Below are 19,925 nucleotides of genomic sequence, written 5' to 3' on the forward strand. Positions count from 1 at the left end.
AGCCCCCGGCCCCGCTCAGGAGGCCAGCCGGCGGTCAAGCGAGCGGACCGCGGAACGGAACGACAGGCCCAGGCCCGGCCGGGACATCAGCAGGAAGGTGCGCAGGGCCGGCGGGCCGTCGGCGGCGAACGTCCAGCGGACACGGGTGCCGCCGACAGCGGTGGGGGAGAGCGCCCACTCCTCCAGCAGGGCGCGCAGACCGGGGGCGTTGGTCGCGTCGGCGCGATAGGCGAAGCGTCGCGGGGGTTCGTCGGCGAGGATCGTCTCCTCGAAGCGGATGCCTCCGCGCAGCCCGACCGTGCGGCCAGTGGCGGTCGGTACGGCGGTCGTGACGGCGTCGAACCACGCCGTCCAGCCCTCGGTGTCCTTGGCGAGAGCGGCGTGGACGGCTTCGGGGGGCGCCGCCGTGTCGGCGGCGAAGACGAGGCGGAGCGGCGCTGAGACGAGGAAGCCCAGGTCCACCTGGCGTGTGGGGCGCAGTCGGCGCTTCATGCGCCGTACGGTAGTTGATGGCCAGTCAGTTGTCTGCGGGGCCCTCGCCCGCGGCGGCGGTGCCCGGCTCGTAGTCCCCCGGCTCACCGGCGACGACGAGGTCCGACAGGTGCTCGGCGATCTCCGCCCGGAGCACCTCGGGGATGCCCGCGTCCGTGACGAGGGTGTCCACGTCCTCCAGCGTGGCGAAGGAACTCAGGCCCACGGTGCCCCACTTGGTGTGGTCGGCGATCACGACCACCCGGCGGGCGGAGCGGACGAAGCGCCGGTTGGTCTCCGCCTCGGCCAGGTTGGGGGTGGACAGGCCCGCCTCGACCGAGATCCCGTGGACGCCGAGGAAGAGCAGGTCGAAGTGGAGCGAGCCGATCGCCCGGTCCGCGACGGGGCCGACGAGGGAGTCCGAGGGGGTGCGCACACCACCGGTGAGGACGACGGTCGCGGCGCCCTCGCGGCCGGCGGCCGCGCCGCGGGCCGCGGAGTGGAAGACGTCGGCGACCCGTACGGAGTTGGTGACCACGGTGAGGTCGGGCACGTCGAGCAGATGGTGGGCGAGCGCGTACGTCGTCGTGCCGCCCGTGAGGGCGATGGCGCTGCCGGGGGTGACCAGCCGCGCGGCGGCGCGGGCGATGGCCTCCTTGGCCCCGGGCTCGAGGCCGGCCTTCGCCTCGAAGCCCGGTTCGTGGCTGCTGGCCGGGGCGACCGGCACGGCACCGCCGTGGACCTTCTCGACCACGCCCTGACGGGCGAGCGCGTCGAGGTCGCGGCGGACGGTCATGTCCGAGACGTTCAGCCTCCGGGTCAGCTCGTTGACCCGGACCCCGCCGCGCCGCCGGACCTCGTCCAGGATCAGGGCACGCCGCTGTTCCGCGAGCAGGTTCTGGTTGTCGCTCACCCGAGGTCCCGTCCCATCCTCTGATGTGATCCCGATGCTGCCCGGACCGGCAGTCTCGCCATCCTTCCACGACCTCCCCCGCGGGAAGGGGGGCGAAGGGCGCGGGGTGACCGGTCCCACACGCACCTCGCGTGACACGTTCGGGTGGCATTCGTGAACACCCCTGTCCAGTACTGGTACGTGTGCCCGATTCTGAATACGCGCGATGCCGTACGCGCGCCACGGGGAAAGTACGGGAGGCGATCGCGATGCGGTCGGATACGGTACGAACGGAGCTGTCGCTCGAGCTGCTGGTCCACGGCGTCGGTGGGACGACGCCGCAGACGATGCTCAACGACCCGCGCATCACGCGCGTCTGCGGTGACGACACCGCCGGGATCTACCGGCGTGCCGGCGACGCCGACGCGGAGCGCCGCTCGCAGGAGTACGGCGAGGGCCCGGTGCCCGACGCCTACTCCTGGTGCAATCTGACGTCCGGGGACGGCAGTCGCGCGCTCTGGCTGCTCCTGCTCCCCTTCATGGTGGCCAATCTGGCCCACTGGATGCGGCCGCCGGTCTCCCGGCCGGGCATGGACCGGGCGTACGACGTGCTGGTGCGGCTGCTGGCGCTGTCCCTGACGGTGCTGCTGGTGGCCGCGGCCTGCGAGGTCGCGATGGACCTGGTGGCCTGGCAGTGCGCGGGCAACGCCGCTTGCGCGGGCGGCAAGAGCTGGCTCTCCTTCCTCGCCGCCGGCGAGCCGGGGCGCCGGATCGCCGCGGGGGCCGCGCTGCCCGCCGGACTGACCCTGCTGCTCTGGTGGCTCTCCCGGCGCACCTGGTACGCCTACGAGTCCCAGCGGCCCCTGCCCGGCCCGCATCCCGGCGAGCGCGAGGGTCCGGACGTCACACCGCTGGCCCGGCGCGGTTTCTGGTACGGACGGCGGCTGGTGGCCCGGCTCCGCGCGGCCCACACGGCGGCGGGGCTGCTCACGGTGGCGGTCGCGCTGGTCGTGCCCCCGCTGGAGCGGGACATGGACGTGGGCGGGATCCGGATACTCGCCGCCGTCGGCTGGCTGCTGACCGGCGCCCTGGCCGGGTTGACGGTCGCGGTGGTCGCCGTGACGTGCGGCATGGGACGCAGCGAGCACGCGCCGGACGAGGCCCTGGATCCACGGCTGGCCCGGGTCATGCTCGGCGGGACGGCCGCCGCGCTGCTGACCGCGGCCGGGTACGCCTGCTGGCACCGGCCGGGCTGGAGCGCCGTCGGCCGGCTGCCGTCCGGGGAGGCCTTCGGCTGGCTCGCCCTCACCCAGGGGCTGTTGCTCGTGGCGCTCGCGGGCGTCGCCCATCTGATGCACCGCTCAGGCGGCGGCCGGGCGGAGCTGCGCGGTCTGGGCGGACCTGCCGTGGCCCTGCTGGCCTGCTCCCTCGGCGGGGTGCTCACCGGAGGGATCGCCCAGCGGGTCGCGGACTGGCTCGACCGCGGTGCCACGCCCGGCAGCGCGGGCGGCGTCGTCGCCGGGCCGCCCGTGCTGCTGTCCTGGCAGGCCTCGGCGATCCCGGTGCTGCTCCTGGTGCTGGCCGTGGTGGTCGTCGTGCGCGGCAGGCGCCTGCTGCGCCGGACCAGGGCGCTGGTGCCGAAGGTGGAGGCCGACTACCCGGGGGAGGAGTACGAGCCCGCGCGGAGCCGCCAGATCGCCCTGGCCCGGGCCAGGGCGGAACTCACCGACCAGGCGGCCCTGTTCATCGGGGTCGTCGGGGGCGTGGCCTTTCTGCTGGGTGCCGGGGCGCTCGCCGGGGCCTGGCTGAGCGGTGCCGTCCCCGGGCGCGCCGGGCCCGGCGCGCCCGGATGGGTGCGCACGGTCGCTCAGGCCGCCCAGAACCTCGGCTCCTGGCTGGTCGGCGCCGGCGTGGTCGCCCTGATCGCGCTCGGCCGCAGGGCCTACCGCGACGCCGGGGCGCGCCGCACCGTCGGCATCCTCTGGGACGTGGGCACCTTCTGGCCCCGCGCCGCGCACCCCTTCGCCCCGCCCTGCTACGCCGAGCGCGCCGTGCCCGACCTCACCTGGCGCATGACGACCTGGACGCGGGCGCACCGCGGCCGGATCATCCTCTCCGGGCACTCCCAGGGGAGCGTCCTGGCCGCGGCGGCGGTCTGGCAGCTGGATCCGGCGACCCGGGCGCGGATCGCCCTGCTCACCTACGGTTCTCCGCTGGGACGGCTGTACGGGCGCTGGTTCCCGGCCTACTTCGGGCCCCCGGCCCTGACCTCGCTCCACGTCGAGCTGCACGCCTGGCGCAACCTGTGGCGCCGTACGGATCCCATCGGCGGCCCGGTCCACCTCGACGAGCCCGGGCCACCGGTCGACCGTGCGCCGCTGCCCGATCCCGCGGCGTACGGGCGGACGGAGGAACACCCTCTGCCCGCGCCCCTGCTGACCCACTTCGACTACCAGGCCGATCCGGCCTTCGCGGCCGAGCGCGGCTCCCTGCTCGGCTGGCTGCACCGGAACACGGAGGGGACGCTGCCCGTGCAGGGTCAGGGCAGCGGGGGGAGGTCCTCGGGGTAGAGCAGTTGCAGCTCCTCATGGCTGGGCTCGCTGATCCGGGCGAGCCGGCCCGCGTGGCGCTCGACCATGGCCTCGAAGGTCTGCCGGGCGGTGCGGCCGTTGCCGAAGGCCGGCCCCTTGGGGATCGCGGTGAAGTACTTGTACAGCGCCTCGCCGGTGTCCTCGGAGAGCTGGTACTCGTGCTCCTCGGCCTGGGCCCGCACGATCCGCAGCAGTTCGACCGGGGTGTAGTCGTCGAAGGTGATGGTCCGCGAGAAGCGGGAGGCGACACCGGGGTTGGCGGACAGGAAGTGCTCCATCTCCGCCGTGTAGCCGGCGACGATCACCACGACGGCGTCGCGGTGGTCCTCCATCAGCTTCACCAGGGTGTCGATCGCCTCCCGCCCGAAGTCCCGGCCCGAGTCCTCGGGGGCGAGGGCGTACGCCTCGTCGATGAACAGGACTCCGCCCCGGGCCCGTTCGAAGGCCTCCTGGGTGCGGATGGCCGTCGAGCCGATGTGCTCGCCCACCAGGTCGACGCGGGCCACCTCCACCAGGTGGCCGCGCTCCAGCACGCCCAGGGTGGCCAGGATCTCGCCGTAGAGCCGGGCGACGGTCGTCTTGCCCGTACCGGGGGAGCCGGTGAAGACCAGGTGGCGGCGCGGGGAGGGGGCCTTGAGCCCGGCCTCGAGGCGTCTGCGGCCCACCGCGATCAGGTCGATCAGGGAGCGCACCTCCCGCTTGACGTTCTCCAGGCCGACCAGCGCGTCGAGTTCGGCCAGGACCTCGTCCGAGGGCCGGGTGTCCTCCGCCGGGGACGGGGCGGGGGAGGCCGCCGCCTCGGTGGCGCCGGTCGGTGTCACGGGCAGGCCGCCGAGCAGCCCGAACGACGCGGCCGCGGGCTGCCGTTCACCCGCCGGAGCGGGCACCCCCGACGATTCGGGCAGGGTGCGGCGCTCACCGCTCTGGTCCCCGGTGCAGTCCTCCGTCACCGGGCCCGGCTCGGCGAACTCGTAACCGCCGCGTGCGCAGCGTTCCGTGCGGCAGCGGGTGAGCGTGGAGCGGCACCCGTCGATGATGTGGAAGCCGTAGCCCCGGCTGCCCGTGACCCGGCAGCCGGTGAAGGTGCCGCGGCCCCCCGCGGAGACGTAGAACCCGGCCTCGGCCGGGTTGGTGACGACACAGCGCTCCAACGCGGGGTCGGCGCCCTTCGTCACGATGACACCGGTCGCCGTGTCGTCGATGGTGCAGGCGGACAGCGTGCCGCCGCTGCCGTGGTCGCGGAACCAGGCGCCGGTGGAGGCCTCGCGGATGCGGCAGTCGTCGAGCTGCACGGTGGCGCCGTCGCTGACCGAGACCGCGGTGTTGCGGACCTGGGAGATGTCGCTGTCGACGACGTCGGCGCGCGAGCCCCGGTCGAGGACGAACAGGGCGTCGGGGACGTCGCGCACGCGGCAGGAGTCGAGGACGACGGCCGCGCCGTCGCTGACCCAGACCGCCGGGTAGTCGCCCTGGCTGTCGTGGATCTCGCACTGGTTGGCGTCCACCCGGGTGCCCGGGTCCCAGACGGACAGCCCGTTGCGGCCGAAGCGCCGCACCGTGGTGCGCGTGAGGGTGAGGACCGCGCGGGAGCGCAGGTCGACGGCGTTCTCGGGCACGTCGTGGATGTCGCAGTCGGAGAGGGTCAGGACCGCGTCGGTGTCCAGGGTGATGCCGTCGCCGGTGGTGCGGTGCACCTGGCACTCGGTGAGGTGTCCGGCGGCGCGCGAGGCGACCTGCACACCGGTGCCCTTGACCTCGTACACCTCGCAGCCGACCGCCTCGGCCACGGTGCCCTCCCCGGTGAGGGAGATTCCCGCGCCGGAGGCGTTGCGCACCCGGCAGCGTTCCAGCCGCGGGGAGGAGCCGCCGCGCACGGAGATGCCGGTCTGGCCGGCGGCCACCACCTCGCACTCCTCGAACAGGCCGCCCGCGGCCTCCAGGACGCTGATCCCGAGCCCGGCCGGGTTGTCCACGGTGCAGCGGCGCACGGTCGGCCGCGCCCCGTCACGGACCTCTATGCCCACCGCGGAACGGGTGCTGACCCGCAGTCCGGTGAGTTCGGGCGTGGCACCCTCGACGAGCAGGGCGGCGGCGGAGGTGTCCTGGCCCTCGACGGAGAGGTCCTTGACCGTCGCGGCGGCCCGGACGGTCAGGGCGACACCCGCCGGCGGGGCGATCCGCACGGAGCCCGGCCCCTCGGCCGCGCGGAGCGTTATGACCTTCTCCACGACGAGGTTCTCCCGGTAGGTCCCGGGGTTGACCGAGAGCACATCGCCCTCGGCGGCCGCATCCAGGGCCGCGGCGAGGCTCTCGTACTCTCCCGTGCGGCGGCGCCACCGCGAGCTGCTGGTGTGCGTCACCTGAACCACGCCCTGTGCCATGGAGATGCTCTGCCCCGTCCTCTTGCACTGCGCCGACCTGGGGGCCTCCACGGTAGCGCGCACCGGGCGCGCGCCAGCACCCAGATGCTGATGGATCACCTGATGGATCCGGCCGGATGAGGCCGATTGCGGATGATCGCAGGCACCGGCGTGCGTACCCGGTGTGGTCAGCCGCCCGCTCCGGCCCGGCCCCAGCTCTGGCCGGCAGCGGCCCACTCACGCTCCCACTCGGCGAGCCTGCGGCGCATCAACTGCCACATGAGCAGCTGGCGTCCCATCAACCCCAGCACGCCCGCGGCGAGGAAGGTGCCGATGCCGGCGAGCATCGCGTGCGTGGTGGCGGAGCGGGAGTCCAGGGGCGCGGGTGCGGGCACGGCACCGGACTTGTCGGTCCACATCGCCACGTGGTCGCCCTTGTCGTGGGCGGCGCCCACCCGTACCTGGGCGGTGTGGACGTGACCGTCCGGCGCGGTCCAGCGGACCAGGGCGTCGCGGCCTTCCTCGCGGACGCGGCCGGACTCGGGGTCGGGGTCGGCGGCCTCACGCGGTCCGGCCTTGAGCACCACGGCGGCGACCTGCGTGCGGTCCGCGTGCTGGACGCTGACGGTGTGCTGGAGGGAGTGGTCCACGGCCAGCCCGGCCGTCAGCCCCGCGGCCGGGGCCCCCAAGACGATGGCGCAGCCCGCCGCGACTCCCGCGCAGGCCTCGAACACGTCGGAACGGCGGCGCAGGCTGTTCTTCCGCCAACGCCACCACCGCACGTGCGTGGCCGCCATCGGTCGTCGCACCCCCTGTCACCGTCCAAGTACCGCACATGGCACGGCACATGCGCGGCATGGACCGGGCGGGAGGGGGGCCGTCTCACGCCGGCACCCGCCGGGGCCCGGACCGTGCCGCGGTCTCGGGACGCGTTCACTCCACTATCAACAACGCGTCGCCCACCCGGAGTGTTCCGGGTCGTACGGGCACGAGATTCTGTCCGAAAACCAGTCTGCCCCCGAATCTGCGGTGGCGCGCGAGGGTGCGCAGCGGCTCCCGGCCGCGGACCGCCGTGTCCTGGTCCGTCGTCGTCACCACGCAACGCCCACAGGGCTTCACCACGCGGAACTCGACTTCCCCGATGCGGATCCGGGTCCAGGTGTCCTCGGCCCAGGCGTCGGTCCCCGCGATCACGGCGTTGGGGCGGAAGCGGTCCATCGGCAGCGGCCCCTCCCCAGGGTGGTCGCCCGCGGCGACCAGCGCGTTGAGGGCGGCCAGCGAGGCCTCGGTCGTCACGAGCAGGGGGAAGCCGTCGGCGAAGCTGACGGTCTCCCCGGGGCGTGCGTACTCCGGGTCGATCGGGCGGCGGCGGCCGGGGTCGTCGAGGTGGACGAGGGCGACCTCCGTCCCCAGGTACCCGCTGAACCAGGCGGCGGCCGCCTCTCCCGCGGGCACGGCCTCCACCTTGTCGCCCCAGAGGTGCACCGGGACCGTCGTGGACGGTTCCGGTACGTCGATGTCCAGCACCGGCATCCCCGGGGCGGTGAGCAGCAGCCCACCGCCGGGGGACGACTCCGCGCGCGCCAGGGCCAGCCGGGGCTGCTCGCGCTGCGTGACGCATCGTCCCGCAGCGTCGGCGAGCATCCACCGGCGGTCTCCGGCGAGCCCCCACGGCTCCACCGCTGCCTCGGACAACCGCTGTCCACCGAGTGACTTGACGGGGTGGACGTGCAGTGCGCTGAGGCGGGGTGTCGGCGTCGGAGTCGTCATTCCGCCATCGTGCCAGGCGGCGCGGTCACCCGTCGGCGGGGACCGGGCCGCCCGCGGGCATCAGCCCGAGTAGTAGCCCTGGCCGAGGTTGCGCCGCTGGTACGGCTGCTCGTCGTAGCCGGTGGGCGCCACGGGGCGCGGCGGCGCCGGACGCGGGGCCGCCGCGGGACGCACCTGCTCGTAGCCGGCCGGGCCCTGGTACTGCTGCGGGGCCTGCTGCGTCTGGTACCCGCCGTTGAAGGCCGCGGGCCGGGGCGCGGTGGCCTGCTGCGGGATGTAGGGCGCCGGTGCCTGCTGCAGCTGGGGCTGCTGGTAACCGGGCGCCGAGTAGCCGGAGTACGACGGCGTGCTCGGCGCGGAGGAGTGGTGGGAGGGACCGGCGGGCAGCGCGGGGAGCGCGGCCGGCAGGGCCGGGAGATTGCTGCCGGTGGTCTCGTACGCGGACGGGACGCGGATCGGCGCGATCTGGGGGGTGCCCCGCTCTGCGACCAGGCTGTCGTAGATCGGGGTGTCGGGGAAGAACGGCGACGTGTAGTAGCCACCGCCGTAAGAACCGCGGGGGGAGGTCATAGCCCATAAGTTAAGCCCACGATGTGCTGGTTGGGGAGACCGATTAGCAGGTCATTTCATGTGCAGTGAGTGACGGCTGAACCGTATTGCCATCGAATCGGAGTAAATCGGTCCGTGGCCGCCGTTCGGATCCCGTAAAGGCGCTGGGCCTGGGGCGTTACCGCTTGGCACGCGGGAACGCGGGCGCGGGGAAGCACCCGCCGGGACGGTGCCGGAGGGTGACGGGACCGACACTCTCGCGCACCAACAGGTCACCCGCACGAAGGAGGAACGCGGCGTTTCCGTGACTCCGGCGAACTTCGTCCCGGGAGGCCCCGGATATGCCACAGTGAGCCATGCGCGTCGCCATGCTCTTCGGGCAGAACCGGCCGACACGGCCCGACGAATGGCACAAGGCCGCGGCGGCCGTCGCCGACGTCGTCGACGTGGTGGCCGTCCACGCGTTGACCCTGCCCGCCGTCCGCGGGCTCCCCTACGCCGGCCGCGATCCTGAGCGGCCGCACCATTACCAGGTCGCCGTCCCCCACGGCGGCGCCATGGCACGGCGGGTCACCGCGGGCCGCGTAGCGGGCGTGCTGCGCCACGAGGCGGCCGAGTGCGGCCGGTTCGACCTCCTCCACGGCCATCTGCCGGGCGCCCAGGTGCTGCTGCCCCGGCTCGCGCGGTCCGCCGGGCTGCCGTACGTCCTCACCGAGGACGACCCGTCCCTGTTCGGCCACCCCACGCGCCCGCTTCCCGGACGGCCCGCGCGAAGAGGCCGTGCCCGGATCTACCGCGAGGCCGCCGCCGTCCTCGCGGTCAGCGACGCCGTGCTGCTGAGGCTCGGCGAACTCCGGCTCCCCGGCCGGCACCGCCTTGTCCCGCACCCCGTCGGCCCCGAGTTGCTCCCGCCCGTGCCCGCCCGGACCCGGATCAGCCAGGACCCCGTGCGGGTGGCGGCCGCCGGGCGCTTCGAGGCGTACGAGGGCTGGGAGGTGCTGGTCCACGCCTTCGCCGCCGCCAGGGTCAAGGACCCGCGGCTGCGGCTGGACGTCGTCGCCGAGGGGTCCGCCGAACTCCCCGCCGACGTGCGCGAGCTGATACGCACGTGCGGAGTGGCCCACTTCGTCACGGTGCGCCGGGCCCGCGGCCGCGCCGAGGCGCTGCACACCGTCGCGCACGCCGACCTCTACCTCATGGCGAGCCATGTGGAGAGCTTCTGCGTGCGCGCGCTGGACGCGCTGTGCTGCGGCACCCCCGTCGTCGGGACCCGCACCGGCGCGCTGCCCGAACTCGTCGGGCACGACGGCGGGGTGCTCGTCGAACCGGGTGACGCGCCCGCCCTCGGCCGTGCGCTCGTGGAGGCCGCCGCCCGGCTGTCCGCGCGCCGGCCCACGGTCCTCGCCGACCGCACCCGGCGCCGCTACGGCACGGCGGCCGTCGGCGCCCGGCTCGCCGTCGTCTACGCCGAGGCGTCGTCGGGCCGCGGCCGCGCATAGGTGCGGCCCTTCCACGCGGCCCCGCGGCCCCGGCCGTGCTGCACCGCCGAGTCGATCGTCATCAGCAGATAGAGGACCGCCGTGAACGGCAGCAGCAGCGCCGGCCAGGGCGGCTGCCGGTAGTAGCGGAGCATCGGCAGGTAGGTGCCGCACATCAGGGCCCACGCCGCCGCGCCCGCCGCGCACAGCCACCGGTCGCCCGCGAGCGCCCCGCCGATCGCGGCCAGCGGCGGGACCACGTACACCAGCAGCAGGCCGAGCACCGTGCCGGCCAGGAGGACCGGGCTGTGCCGCAGCTGCGCGTACGCGCTGCGCGACACCATCCGCCACAGCTCGGACAGGCCCGGGTAGGGGCGGACGCTGTCGACCTCGTCGGCCAGGCCCAGCCAGATCCGGCCGCCGGTCCGCTTGACGGCGCGGGCCAGCGCCACGTCGTCGATCACCGCGTGCCGGATCGCGTCGGGCACCCCCGCCCGCTCCACCGCCGAGCGGCGGATCAGCACGCATCCTCCGGCGGCCGCGGCGGTCCTGCCGCGCGGCCGGTTCACCCGGCGGAACGGGTACAGCTGGGCGAAGAAGTAGACGAAGGCCGGGACGATCAGCCGCTCCCAGGTGGTGGCGACCCGCAGCCGGGCCATCAGCGACACCATGTCCAGACCGGCGCCCTCAGCCGCGGCGACCAGGCGGCGCAACGAGTCCGGGCCGTGCGCGATGTCGGCGTCCGTCAGCAGCAGGAACCCCGGGCCGCCGGACGAGGTGGCCACCTCGATGCCGTGGCGCACCGCCCACAGCTTCCCCGTCCAGCCCTCCGGGACGGGCCCCGGCGAGACCACGCGCAGCGGCAGCCCGCCCGCCCGGTCCGCCAGCCCGCGCGCCAGCTCCCCGGTGCCGTCGCTGCTGCCGTCGTCCACCAGGACGACCTCGGCGCGTCCCGGATAGCGCTGCGCCAGGACGCTCGGCAGGCTCCCCGGCAGCACCTCCGCCTCGTCCCGCGCCGGGACGACCACCGCCACGTCCGGCCACTCCCGCGGCTCCGCCGCGGCGGCCGGCAGCCGTACGTCCGTCCGCCAGAACAGCCCCTGCGCCAGCAGCAGCCACACCCACGCCAGCAACGACACCACGGTCACCCACGTCAGCCACGTCACTCGGGCAGTCTGCCGCCGTGGCCCCGCCACGTGCGTCATTTCCCCGGTACGGCCGCAGAGCGGGCCGACGATCGCATCGCGTAAGGTTGTGCCCCGTGAAGATCGCGCTGATGGACTCCGGTATCGGCCTGCTCGCCGCGGCCGCCGCCATCCGCCGGCTGCGGCCCGACGCGGACCTGGTGCTCTCCTCCGACCCCGACGGCATGCCCTGGGGCCCGCGCACTCCCGAGGACGTCACCGCGCACGCCCTGGCCTGCGCCCTCGCCGCCGCCGAGCACCGTCCGCAGGCGCTGATCGTGGCCTGCAACACCGCCACCGTGCACGCGCTGCCCGCACTGCGCGCGGCCCTGGAACCCGCGGTCCCGGTCGTCGGCACCGTCCCGGCGATCAAGCCGGCCGCCGCCGGGGCCCGCAAGGTGGCGATCTGGGCGACCCCGGCGACCACCGGCAGCCCCTACCAGCGCGGCCTGATCGAGGACTTCGGCAACGGCGCCGAGATCACCGAGGTGCCCTGCCCCGGCCTCGCCGACGCCGTCGACCGGGCCGACGAGGCCGCGACCGCCGCCGCCGTCGCCGCGGCGGCCGCACTCACGCCCTCCGACGTCGAGGCGGTCGTCCTCGGCTGCACGCACTACGAGCTGGTCGCCGACCGTATCCGGGCCGCGCTGGCCGCCCCCGCGCTGCTGTACGGCTCGGCCGACGCCGTCGCCGCCCAGACGCTCCGCCGGATCGGCGCCGAGCCGCGGCCGGACGCGGCACCCACCGGGAGCCTCGCGGTGATCCTCAGCGGCCGGGCGGGCGCCGTCACGCCGGAGGCCCTGGCCTACGCCGAGGGCCGTTCCCTCGGAGCCGCCGCCGTCGCACCCGCGGCGGCCGAGGCGCGCTGACCCGTCCGGCGATCCCCGCCGTACGCCCCCAGGGCCTCGGCGCGCCCGGGCCATCTCGGCGTATCCCCCCGTGCAACGGTGCCAATACGCCGTGGGATGAGTAGGCTGCGCACTATGACGGACGCGCAGCGTGACGACGCGCGTACATCCCAGGTGTGGACAGGCCACGCGAGCAACCGCTTCCAGTGGCTCCTCGCGGCCGCGGGGGCGGCCTGCATGGCGCTCGGCATCGAGCTCGCCGTGACCGCGCCCTACACCTCGGGCACAGTGCCGCTGGTCATGTCGGTGGTGGGCTGCATCGCAGCGGGGCTGCTGGTGCTGTTCGGAACCCTCGCGTTCACGCATGTGCGCGTGAACGTGGACCGTGACGGGCTCCAGGTGCGCTGCGGCCACATCGGCGTGCCCCGCCGCCGGATCCGGTGGGAGGAGATCAACGACGCCCACCTCGTCCCCGTCGTCAGCCCCCGCCACTGGGGCGGCTGGGGATACCGCTGGCGGCCCGAGCAGGGCACCGCGGTCGTCGTCCGCCGCGGGCCGGGTGTCGTGATCGACCTCGGCAACGGCCGGCACTTCACCGTCACGGTGGACGACGCCGAGGGCGCCGTCCAGGCCATCCGCAGCCGGCTGGGCCTGCTCCCCTAGGGCGTGTCGTCACATGGGCTCCCCCAGCTACCGCTGGGAGGGGCCCCCACCGCCCGAAGGGCGGGCTCAGCGGCTCCCCCAGCTGACGCTGGGAGGGGCCCCCAGGTGCGGTGCATCGCAAGGCGGAGAGTCGTCCTCGTAGGGGGCTACTCGGACGATGCGACAACGCAGCGTGGGGGCACCTCCCAGCGGAGCTGGGGGAGTGCCGTGCCAGGCGCCGCTGAGTGGGGGCACCCCCGGCCGAAGGTTGGGGGAGGGCATGTGACGACACGCCCTAGCCCGGCAGGGGCGGGGAGCAGGCCCGGAGCGGCCGGTGCGCGGTCCTCACGACCAGCGCGCCGTCACCCTCCCGGTTCCCGCGGCGCACGTCAGGAGCACGCCCAGCCCCGTGCGCTCGGCCGACACGGCGCCCTCGACCCCGTCCGTGACGTCCGCGCCGACGAGCAGCACGCTCCACGGCGCGGCCGGCGGGCGCTCGCCCAGGGCCTCGACCGTGACCGTGTCACCCGTACGGCCGACGCGGAAGACGGCGGCCGTGGAGCCGTCCGGAGCCGGCACGGCGGTGACGGTCGCGGAGCCGTCGGCCGGGGCGTGCACGCGCAGGGTGACCCCGTCCGCCCAGTCGTACTCCGGGGCCTCCTCGAAGGCGCCGAAGGGCACCATCGAGCCGGGCTTGGCCAGCAGCGGGAGCGTGTCGAAGCCGTGCGTCTCGCGCCGCCAGCCCGGGCCCTCCACGCGCTCGCCGGTCAGCAGGTGCGTCCAGGTGCCGGCCGGGACGTAGTACTCGACCTCGCCGTCCGCGCTGAGGACCGGCGCGACCAGCACGTCGTCGCCGAGCATGTACTGCCGGTCGAGGTGGTGGCAGGCCGGGTCGTCGGGGAACTCCAGCACCATGGCCCGCATCATGGGCGTGCCCTCGTCACGGGCCTGCAGTGCCGCCCGGAACAGGTACGGCATGAGGCGGTTCTTCAGCCGGGTGAAGTCGCGGGTGACGGCGACCGCCTCCTCCCCGAACTCCCACGGCACGCGGTAGGACTTGCTGCCGTGCAGCCGGCTGTGCGAGGACAGCAGGCCGAACTGGACCCAGCGCTTGAACAGCGCCGGGTCCGGCGTGCCCTCGAAGCCGCCGATGTCGTGGCTCCAGAAGCCGAAGCCCGACAGCCCCAGCGACAGTCCGCCGCGCAGGCTGTCCGCCATCGCCGTGAACGTCGACTCGCAGTCGCCGCCCCAGTGCACCGGGAACTGCTGTCCGCCCGCGGTCGCCGAGCGGGCGAAGAGCACCGCCTCGCCCTCGCCGCGCTCCTCGCGCAGCAGGTCGAAGACGACCTGGTTGTAGAGCTGCGCGTAGTAGTTGTGCATCCGCTCCGGGTCGGAGCCGTCGTGCCACACCACGTCGACCGGGATGCGCTCGCCGAAGTCGGTCTTGAAGACGTCGACGCCCTGCCGCAGCAGCGCGCGCAGCTTCTCCGCGTACCACGCGCGGGCGGCGGGGTTGGTGAAGTCGACCAGCGCCATCCCCGGCTGCCACAGGTCCCACTGCCACACGTCGCCGTTCGGCCGCATGACGAGGAAGCCCTCGCGCATGCCCTCCGCGAAGAGCGCCGACTTCTGCGCGATGTACGGGTTGATCCAGGCGGAGACGCGCAGCCCGCGCTCCTTGAGCCGGGCGAGCATGCCCTCGGGGTCGGGGAAGACCTCCGCGTCCCAGGTGAAGTCGCTCCACTGGTACTCGCGCATCCAGAAGCAGTCGAAGTGGAAGACGCTCAGCGGGATCCCGCGGTCCGCCATCCCCTGCACGAAGTGGCTGACGGTCGCCTCGTCGTAGGAGGTGGTGAAGGAGGTCGACAGCCACAGGCCGAACGACCAGGCCGGCGGCAGCGCGGGGCGGCCGGTGAGGGCCGTGTAGCGGGCCAGGATCTCCTTCGGGGTGGACCCGTGGACGACGAAGTACTCCAGCGACTGGTCCTCGACGCTGAACTGCACCTGGTCGACCACCTCGGAGCCGACCTCGTAAGAGACCCTGCCGGGGTGGTTGACGAAGACGCCGTAGCCGCGGTTGGTGAGGTGGAACGGGACGTTCTTGTACGCCTGCTCGCTGATCGTGCCGCCGTCCGCCTGCCAGATGTCCACGGTCTGGCCGTTCTTCACGAACGGGGTGAAGCGCTCGCCGAGCCCGTACACCGTCTCACCGACGCCGAGCGAGAGCTGGGCGACCATGAAGTGCCGGTCGTCCGCGTCGGTGGCGAAGCCCGTGCCGCGGGCGCCGGCCGAGGTGAGGGTGCGGCCGCCCGCCGTGAAGTCCAGCCGCCACGGGGCGGAGGTGTCGACGCGCAGCGTCAGTCCGCCCGAGGCCAGTTCGAGCACCGAGCCGTCGCGGGAGGTCTTCCCGGCGCCGCCCTCCGCGGCGCCAGGCAGGCCGAACTCCGGGCCGCGGCGGGCCTTCCCCGCGTGGTGGGTGGTGCGCACCCCGATCACGCCCTCGGCGGGGGACCAGCACTCCACCGTCAGCAGCGGGCTGTTGAGCGTGTCGCCGCGCCGGTGCACCGGTTTCACCGGGGCGTGCAGGACGATCCGGTCGTCCGCGACCGAGGCGTCGGCGACGGAGGTCGCGTACTTCGCCGTGACGCCCGGGCGCATCATCCAGAAGCCGTCGGTGAACTTCACGACTGCTCCTGCCGTCCCGCCCGGTGGGCGCCGATCAGGTCGCGGTACCAGCCGTAGCTGGCCTTGGGCGTGCGCTTGGCGCCGTTGTCGTAGTCGACGTGCACGATGCCGAAGCGCTGGCCGTAGCCCCGGGCCCACTCGAAGTTGTCCAGCAGCGACCAGACGTAGTAGCCGCGCACGTCCATGCCCGCGTCCATCGCGGCAAGGAGCGCGTGGAGGTGGTCGCGCAGGTAGGCCACGCGGTCGGCGTCGTCGACGCGGCCGTCGGCGGAGACGACGTCGGCCTCGGCCGAGCCGTTCTCCGTGATGAAGGCGGGCGGCAGCGAGGGGTAGCGCTCCTTGAGCTCCAGCAGCAGCGCCGTGAAGGACTCCGGGACGACGGGCCAGCCCATGGTGGTGTGGCGCGTCCCGTACGGGTCGGTCTCGCGCACGCCGATGTCGACGGCGGTACGGCGGGCCGGGTCGGGCTCGCGGTGCGGGGCGTCGACGACGGTGAGGGGACGGTAGAAGTTGAGGCCCACGAAGTCCAGCGGCGCCCCGATGACCTCCAGGTCGCCCTCGCGGCGGTACGAGCCGTTGGCGAGCGCGCCCCACGTCTCGGCCTCGCCCGCGGGGTAGCGGCCGGCGAACAGCGGTTCGGTCCACGTGTCGTTGTGCAGCGTCTCGGCCCGGCGCAGCGCGGCCAGGTCCGCGGGGGAGTCGCTCGCGGCCTCGATGCGGTCGAGGTTGAGGGTGATGCCGACCTCGCGGGCGCCCGCCTCGCGCAGGGCGCGCACGGCCAGGCCGTGGCCGAGCAGCAGGTGGTGGGCGGCGGCCAGCGCGCCGGTGCCCTCCTGGGCGCCGGGGGCGTGCCGGCCCTCGGCGTAGCCGACGAAGGCCGAGCAGTAGGGCTCGTTGAGGGTGATCCAGCGCTCCACGCGGTCCCCGAGCCGCTCGGCCACGGCGGCCGTGTACTCGGCGAAGGCCTCGGCCGTCGCGCGGTTGCGCCAGCCGCCCTCGTCCTCCAGGGCCTGCGGGAGGTCCCAGTGGTAGAGCGTCACGGCGGGGGAGATTCCCACGGCGAGCAGGTCGTCGGTGAGGCGGTCGTAGAAGTCCAGGCCCTTGCCGTTGACGGCGCCGCGGCCCTGCGGGACGACACGCGGCCAGGAGACGGAGAAGCGGTAGGAGTCGACGCCCAGGTCGGAGAGGAGGCGTACGTCCTCGGCGTGACGGTGGTAGTGGTCGCAGGCCACGTCACCGGTGGCGCCCTCGGCGGTGCGGCCCGGGGTGTGGCTGAAGGTGTCCCAGATGGACGGCCCGCGGCCGTCTTCGTCGTGGGCGCCCTCGATCTGGTAGGCGGCGGTGGCGGCACCGAAGCGGAAACCGGGCGGGAAGACCGGGAAATCGGTGGACATGGGGGTGTGCTCCCTGGGCTCGGGTGGATCGCGGTCGGTCGAACGGAGAACGGAGAACGAAGAGCGGCGGACGGAGAACGGAGGACGCGGGCGGACGGCGCCGGGTTCAGGCGTCCGCCCCGCGTGGGCCGGGCGGGGTGATCCGCGGACCCGGTACGAACGCCGGGGGGATCAGCAGGTGCCCGGGCGGGGTGGGGGACGTGCCCTGCGCGCGGGCGGCGATGGCCTCCACGGCGAGCCGTGTCACCGCGGCGGACATCTCCGGGACCGGCAGCTCGATGCGCGGCAGGTCCTGACCCCCCAGGTCGTCGGGGAGGTTGCCGACCGCCACGACGGCCAGGTCCTCGGGCACCCGCAGTCCCTCCGCGGCAACGGCGGCGAGGATGTGCGGGAGCGCGGCGACGTGCTGCACGACCAGCGCGGTGGGCGGGCGCTCCCCGTGCAGCAGCGTGCCGATGCGCCGCGCCAGCCGCGCCATGTCCCCGGTCGACGGGTGCAGGCGCACGTCGGCGCCGGTCTCCGGCGCCGTACGGCGGGCACCGGCAAGGCCCCGGATCGCGTAGCCGCGCCGCGCCTGGATCTCGCGCTCGGTGGTGGCCAGGTACGCGATGTCCCGGTGCCCGGCGGCGACGAGTTCACGGACGGCGAGGGTGGCGGCCGCCTCCCAGTCCAGGTCCGTCCACGGCAGCGCGGCGTCGTCGGCGGACCGTCCCAGCAGCGCGGCGGGGAAGCCGAGTTCGAGCATGGCCGCGATGCGCGGGTCGTCCATCTCGACGGCCATCAGGATCGCGGCGTCCGCCTGGCCGCTGCGTGCGATGCGGCGCAGCCCCGGCACACCCTCCTGCGCGGTCATGAGCAGGACGTCGTACCCGTGGGCGCGGGCCGCGTCGCTGATCTCGATCGCGAAGCGCCCGTCGACCGCCCGGTAGCCGCCCGCGACGCGGGGGAGCGCGAGCGCCAGCACGTTGGTGCGTGTGCTGCGCAGGGTGCGGGCGCTGGCGCGCGGGTGGTAACCGAGCTCGTCGATCGCTTGCTGCACGGTGCGGCGGGTGTCCTCGGAGATCTTGCGAGAGCCGCTCAAGACGTACGACACGGTGCTGGGCGCGACCCCGGCGCGCCGGGCGACGTCCTTGATGGTGGTCATGCGGCTCCTTCGCGGCCCCTGTACCGGTACCGGTTTGTCGAATCGATTCGTCGAATCGATTCACCACTCCGGTGCACGATGCTACGTCGGCTCCCCGGGGTGAGGCAATGGGCCCTGCCGCCCGTGGGCGGGCGGAGCCCGCCTGAGCTCAAGGGTCCGCGCAGTGGTCCAGGGCGGCGCTGAGCGGGCGGGAGGTGGCGAGCCCGGCGAGGAGACCGGCGCCGGCGGTGACGACGGGGTAGCCGAGGACGTGGTCGACGGCCGACTGCATGGCGAGGCCGGTCAGCGCGGCCGCGGCGGTCAGGACCACCGGGGCCGGGCGCGGGGAGCGCTGGAGGGCCCAGAGCAGCCAGACGCAGGAGGCGGCGAGCAGGACGACGCCCGGCACGCCCTGCTCCGCCGCCAGTTGCAGGGGCGCCGACTGCGGGGTGCCCGCGCCGGCCGCCGACGGCGCCGTTCCCGCGCCCGCCTCGGCGAAGCGGCCCGGGCCGATCCCGCGCACGGGGTGTTCCCGGGCGGTTTCCAGGGCGTCGTGCCACAGCCGGACCCGGGCCGGGGTGAGCTGCCCCGACAGCGAGGCCGACAGGCCGGGCGGCAGGGCGTCGACGGCGACCGCGCACGTGCTGCCGACCGCCACGACGAGGGCCAGGGCCAGGCCGGCGAGACCGAGCGCGCGGCGCATGCGGTCGGCGGCGAGGGAGCACAGGACCACCCCGAGGCACGCGGCGAAGCCCGCCGCGGAGCCGACGGCGAGCGCGAACCCGGCCGCGGCGGCACCGAGCAGGCGCAGGCCCGCCCGGAGCGGGCGTGACCGAGCCGACCAGGCGGCGCAGCAGGCGGCGCCGGTGGCGAGCACCATCAGCGCGGCGTCGGCGTTCGCGTACCCGAGCGGCGGGGTGTCCGGGCCGCCGGACAGCCGCCCGGGCGGGGCGACCACCAGGACGACCGCCGTGAGGGCGGCCACGGCGGGGACGGCAACCGGACGCAGGGCGCCGCCGATGCGACCCGCCGCGTAGCCGGCGGCGACCGCGAGGACGGCTAGGAGCACCCCTTCCGGGCGGGCCGGGCGGCCCGCCGCGGCGATCAACGACCACACCGCGCAGCCGGCGAGGACCAGCGCGCCGACGGCGTCCGTCCATCCGGAGCGCGGGCGTTCCGCCGGGCCGTCCGCGGCACTCCCGGCGCCCGGCCGCGCGCCGCCGGTTCGCGTGTCCATCACCCGCACCCCCCTGACCCCCCGGGGAACCCCCGACCCCGGGGGTCACCGTAACCGCTGGGGCCTTCGGATGTGGAGGTCCTGTGCGCGAACGGCAAGTGCCGCGACCGCGGGCGCGGTCCACGGGAGGGCGCGGCCGAGGACGTAGGCTCGGCGTCGTGCCGATTCCCGAATTCCTTCGCGAGCTGCGGGCCCTCGTCGGCCACCGGCAGCTGCTCCTGCCCGGTGTCACGGCGGTCGTCCTCGGCGACGACGGCCGCGTCCTATTGAACCGGCGTGCGGACAACGGCCGTTGGTCCCTGATCGGCGGCATCGCGGAGCCCGGCGAGCAACCCGCCGCGACCGCCGTCCGCGAGGTGCTGGAGGAGACCGGGGTGCGGGCGGTCGCGGAGCGTGTCGTCCTCGTCCAGACGATCGACCCGGTCCTCTACCCGAACGGGGACCGCTGCCAGTACGTGGACATCACCTTCCTCTGCCGGGCCGTCGGCGGGCAGGCCCGGGTCGCGGACGACGAGTCGCTGGAGGTCGGCTGGTTCGACGTGGACGGCCTGCCCGACCTCGGCAACCACGGGCGGCTGCGGCTCAAGCACGCGCTGTCCGACGGCCCCACCTGGTTCGAGCCCGCCGGACCGCCGCCGGAGTGAGTGTGCGCGGCCCCCACGGGCGGTGCGGCGAGTGTGGGCGGCGCACACATCGGTCGG

Annotated in this window: 16 protein-coding genes; 5 read left to right on the forward strand and 11 right to left on the reverse strand. The window is 74.7% G+C overall.

Features of this window, described 5'->3' with window-relative positions:
* Positions 1 to 15: 15 nt before the first annotated feature.
* Positions 16 to 492 (reverse strand): SRPBCC family protein, encoded by a 477-nt coding sequence (locus PV342_RS06655; RefSeq protein WP_400800349.1) that lies wholly within the window; start codon positions 490 to 492, stop codon positions 16 to 18.
* Between the two features lie 25 nt (positions 493 to 517).
* On the reverse strand, positions 518 to 1,384 hold the full coding sequence (locus tag PV342_RS06660; protein ID WP_400800346.1) for a DeoR/GlpR family DNA-binding transcription regulator: 867 nt from the start codon (positions 1,382 to 1,384) through the stop codon (positions 518 to 520).
* Positions 1,385 to 1,632: 248 nt separating this feature from the next.
* Here PV342_RS06660 and PV342_RS06665 point away from each other — a divergent pair, with 248 nt between their 5' ends.
* Positions 1,633 to 3,933 carry a hypothetical protein gene (locus tag PV342_RS06665; RefSeq protein ID WP_500316132.1) on the forward strand — a complete coding sequence of 767 codons (2,301 nt, stop codon included), beginning with the start codon at positions 1,633 to 1,635 and terminating at the stop codon, positions 3,931 to 3,933.
* Here the strand turns inward: PV342_RS06665 and PV342_RS06670 are convergent.
* The 4 genes from PV342_RS06670 to PV342_RS06685 all read right to left on the reverse strand — a co-directional run bounded on the left by PV342_RS06670 (position 3,903) and on the right by PV342_RS06685 (position 8,654).
* A complete protein-coding gene (locus PV342_RS06670) occupies positions 3,903 to 6,335 on the reverse strand; it encodes a right-handed parallel beta-helix repeat-containing protein (RefSeq protein WP_500316134.1) in 2,433 nt (810 codons plus the stop codon). The two genes, PV342_RS06665 and PV342_RS06670, sit on opposite strands and share 31 nt — an antisense overlap.
* 167 nt (positions 6,336 to 6,502) lie before the next feature.
* The gene (locus tag PV342_RS06675) at positions 6,503 to 7,111 is read right to left on the reverse strand and encodes an Rv1733c family protein (protein ID WP_500316136.1); all 609 of its coding nucleotides are present in this window, start codon (positions 7,109 to 7,111) and stop codon (positions 6,503 to 6,505) included.
* Between the two features lie 136 nt (positions 7,112 to 7,247).
* Positions 7,248 to 8,084 (reverse strand): MOSC domain-containing protein, encoded by an 837-nt coding sequence (locus tag PV342_RS06680; RefSeq protein ID WP_400800334.1) that lies wholly within the window; start codon positions 8,082 to 8,084, stop codon positions 7,248 to 7,250.
* 60 nt (positions 8,085 to 8,144) lie between these two features.
* A complete protein-coding gene (locus tag PV342_RS06685; protein ID WP_018562685.1) occupies positions 8,145 to 8,654 on the reverse strand; it encodes a DUF6643 family protein in 510 nt (169 codons plus the stop codon).
* Positions 8,655 to 8,989: 335 nt separating this feature from the next.
* On the opposite strand from PV342_RS06685, the gene PV342_RS06690 reads away from it, so the two are divergent.
* Complete coding sequence (locus PV342_RS06690) at positions 8,990 to 10,132, forward strand: glycosyltransferase family 4 protein (RefSeq protein WP_400800331.1); 1,143 nt, start codon at positions 8,990 to 8,992, stop codon at positions 10,130 to 10,132.
* On the opposite strand, the gene PV342_RS06695 is transcribed toward PV342_RS06690, so the two are convergent.
* A complete protein-coding gene (locus tag PV342_RS06695; protein ID WP_500316138.1) occupies positions 10,096 to 11,316 on the reverse strand; it encodes a glycosyltransferase in 1,221 nt (406 codons plus the stop codon). The genes PV342_RS06690 and PV342_RS06695 overlap by 37 nt on opposite strands.
* 56 nt (positions 11,317 to 11,372) lie before the next feature.
* On the opposite strand from PV342_RS06695, the gene PV342_RS06700 reads away from it, so the two are divergent.
* Together PV342_RS06700 and PV342_RS06705 are read left to right on the forward strand one after the other, a co-directional pair.
* The gene (locus PV342_RS06700; RefSeq protein WP_361007069.1) at positions 11,373 to 12,164 is read left to right on the forward strand and encodes a glutamate racemase; all 792 of its coding nucleotides are present in this window, start codon (positions 11,373 to 11,375) and stop codon (positions 12,162 to 12,164) included.
* A 114-nt stretch (positions 12,165 to 12,278) separates the two neighbouring features.
* A complete protein-coding gene (locus PV342_RS06705; RefSeq protein ID WP_400800325.1) occupies positions 12,279 to 12,806 on the forward strand; it encodes a hypothetical protein in 528 nt (175 codons plus the stop codon).
* Between the two features lie 324 nt (positions 12,807 to 13,130).
* Here the strand turns inward: PV342_RS06705 and yicI are convergent, their stop codons facing one another.
* The 4 genes from yicI to PV342_RS06725 all read right to left on the reverse strand — a co-directional run bounded on the left by yicI (position 13,131) and on the right by PV342_RS06725 (position 19,224).
* Positions 13,131 to 15,470, reverse strand: a complete 2,340-nt coding sequence (gene yicI / locus PV342_RS06710; protein ID WP_500316140.1) for an alpha-xylosidase — start codon at positions 15,468 to 15,470, stop codon at positions 13,131 to 13,133.
* The gene (locus PV342_RS06715; RefSeq protein WP_400800317.1) at positions 15,467 to 16,864 is read right to left on the reverse strand and encodes a GH1 family beta-glucosidase; all 1,398 of its coding nucleotides are present in this window, start codon (positions 16,862 to 16,864) and stop codon (positions 15,467 to 15,469) included. Before PV342_RS06715 ends, yicI begins: the two co-directional genes overlap by 4 nt.
* A gap of 106 nt (positions 16,865 to 16,970) precedes the next feature.
* On the reverse strand, positions 16,971 to 18,008 hold the full coding sequence (locus tag PV342_RS06720) for a LacI family DNA-binding transcriptional regulator (protein WP_400800314.1): 1,038 nt from the start codon (positions 18,006 to 18,008) through the stop codon (positions 16,971 to 16,973).
* Positions 18,009 to 18,156: 148 nt separating this feature from the next.
* Entirely contained in the window at positions 18,157 to 19,224 is a 1,068-nt protein-coding gene (locus PV342_RS06725) for an O-antigen ligase family protein (RefSeq protein ID WP_500316142.1), read from the reverse strand.
* Between the two features lie 158 nt (positions 19,225 to 19,382).
* On the opposite strand from PV342_RS06725, the gene PV342_RS06730 reads away from it, so the two are divergent.
* Entirely contained in the window at positions 19,383 to 19,868 is a 486-nt protein-coding gene (locus PV342_RS06730) for an NUDIX hydrolase (protein ID WP_400800308.1), read from the forward strand.
* Positions 19,869 to 19,925: the final 57 nt, after the last annotated feature.

The organism is Streptomyces sp. PA03-3a (genome assembly GCF_033792735.1).
Taxonomy (GTDB): Bacteria; Actinomycetota; Actinomycetes; order Streptomycetales; family Streptomycetaceae; genus Actinacidiphila.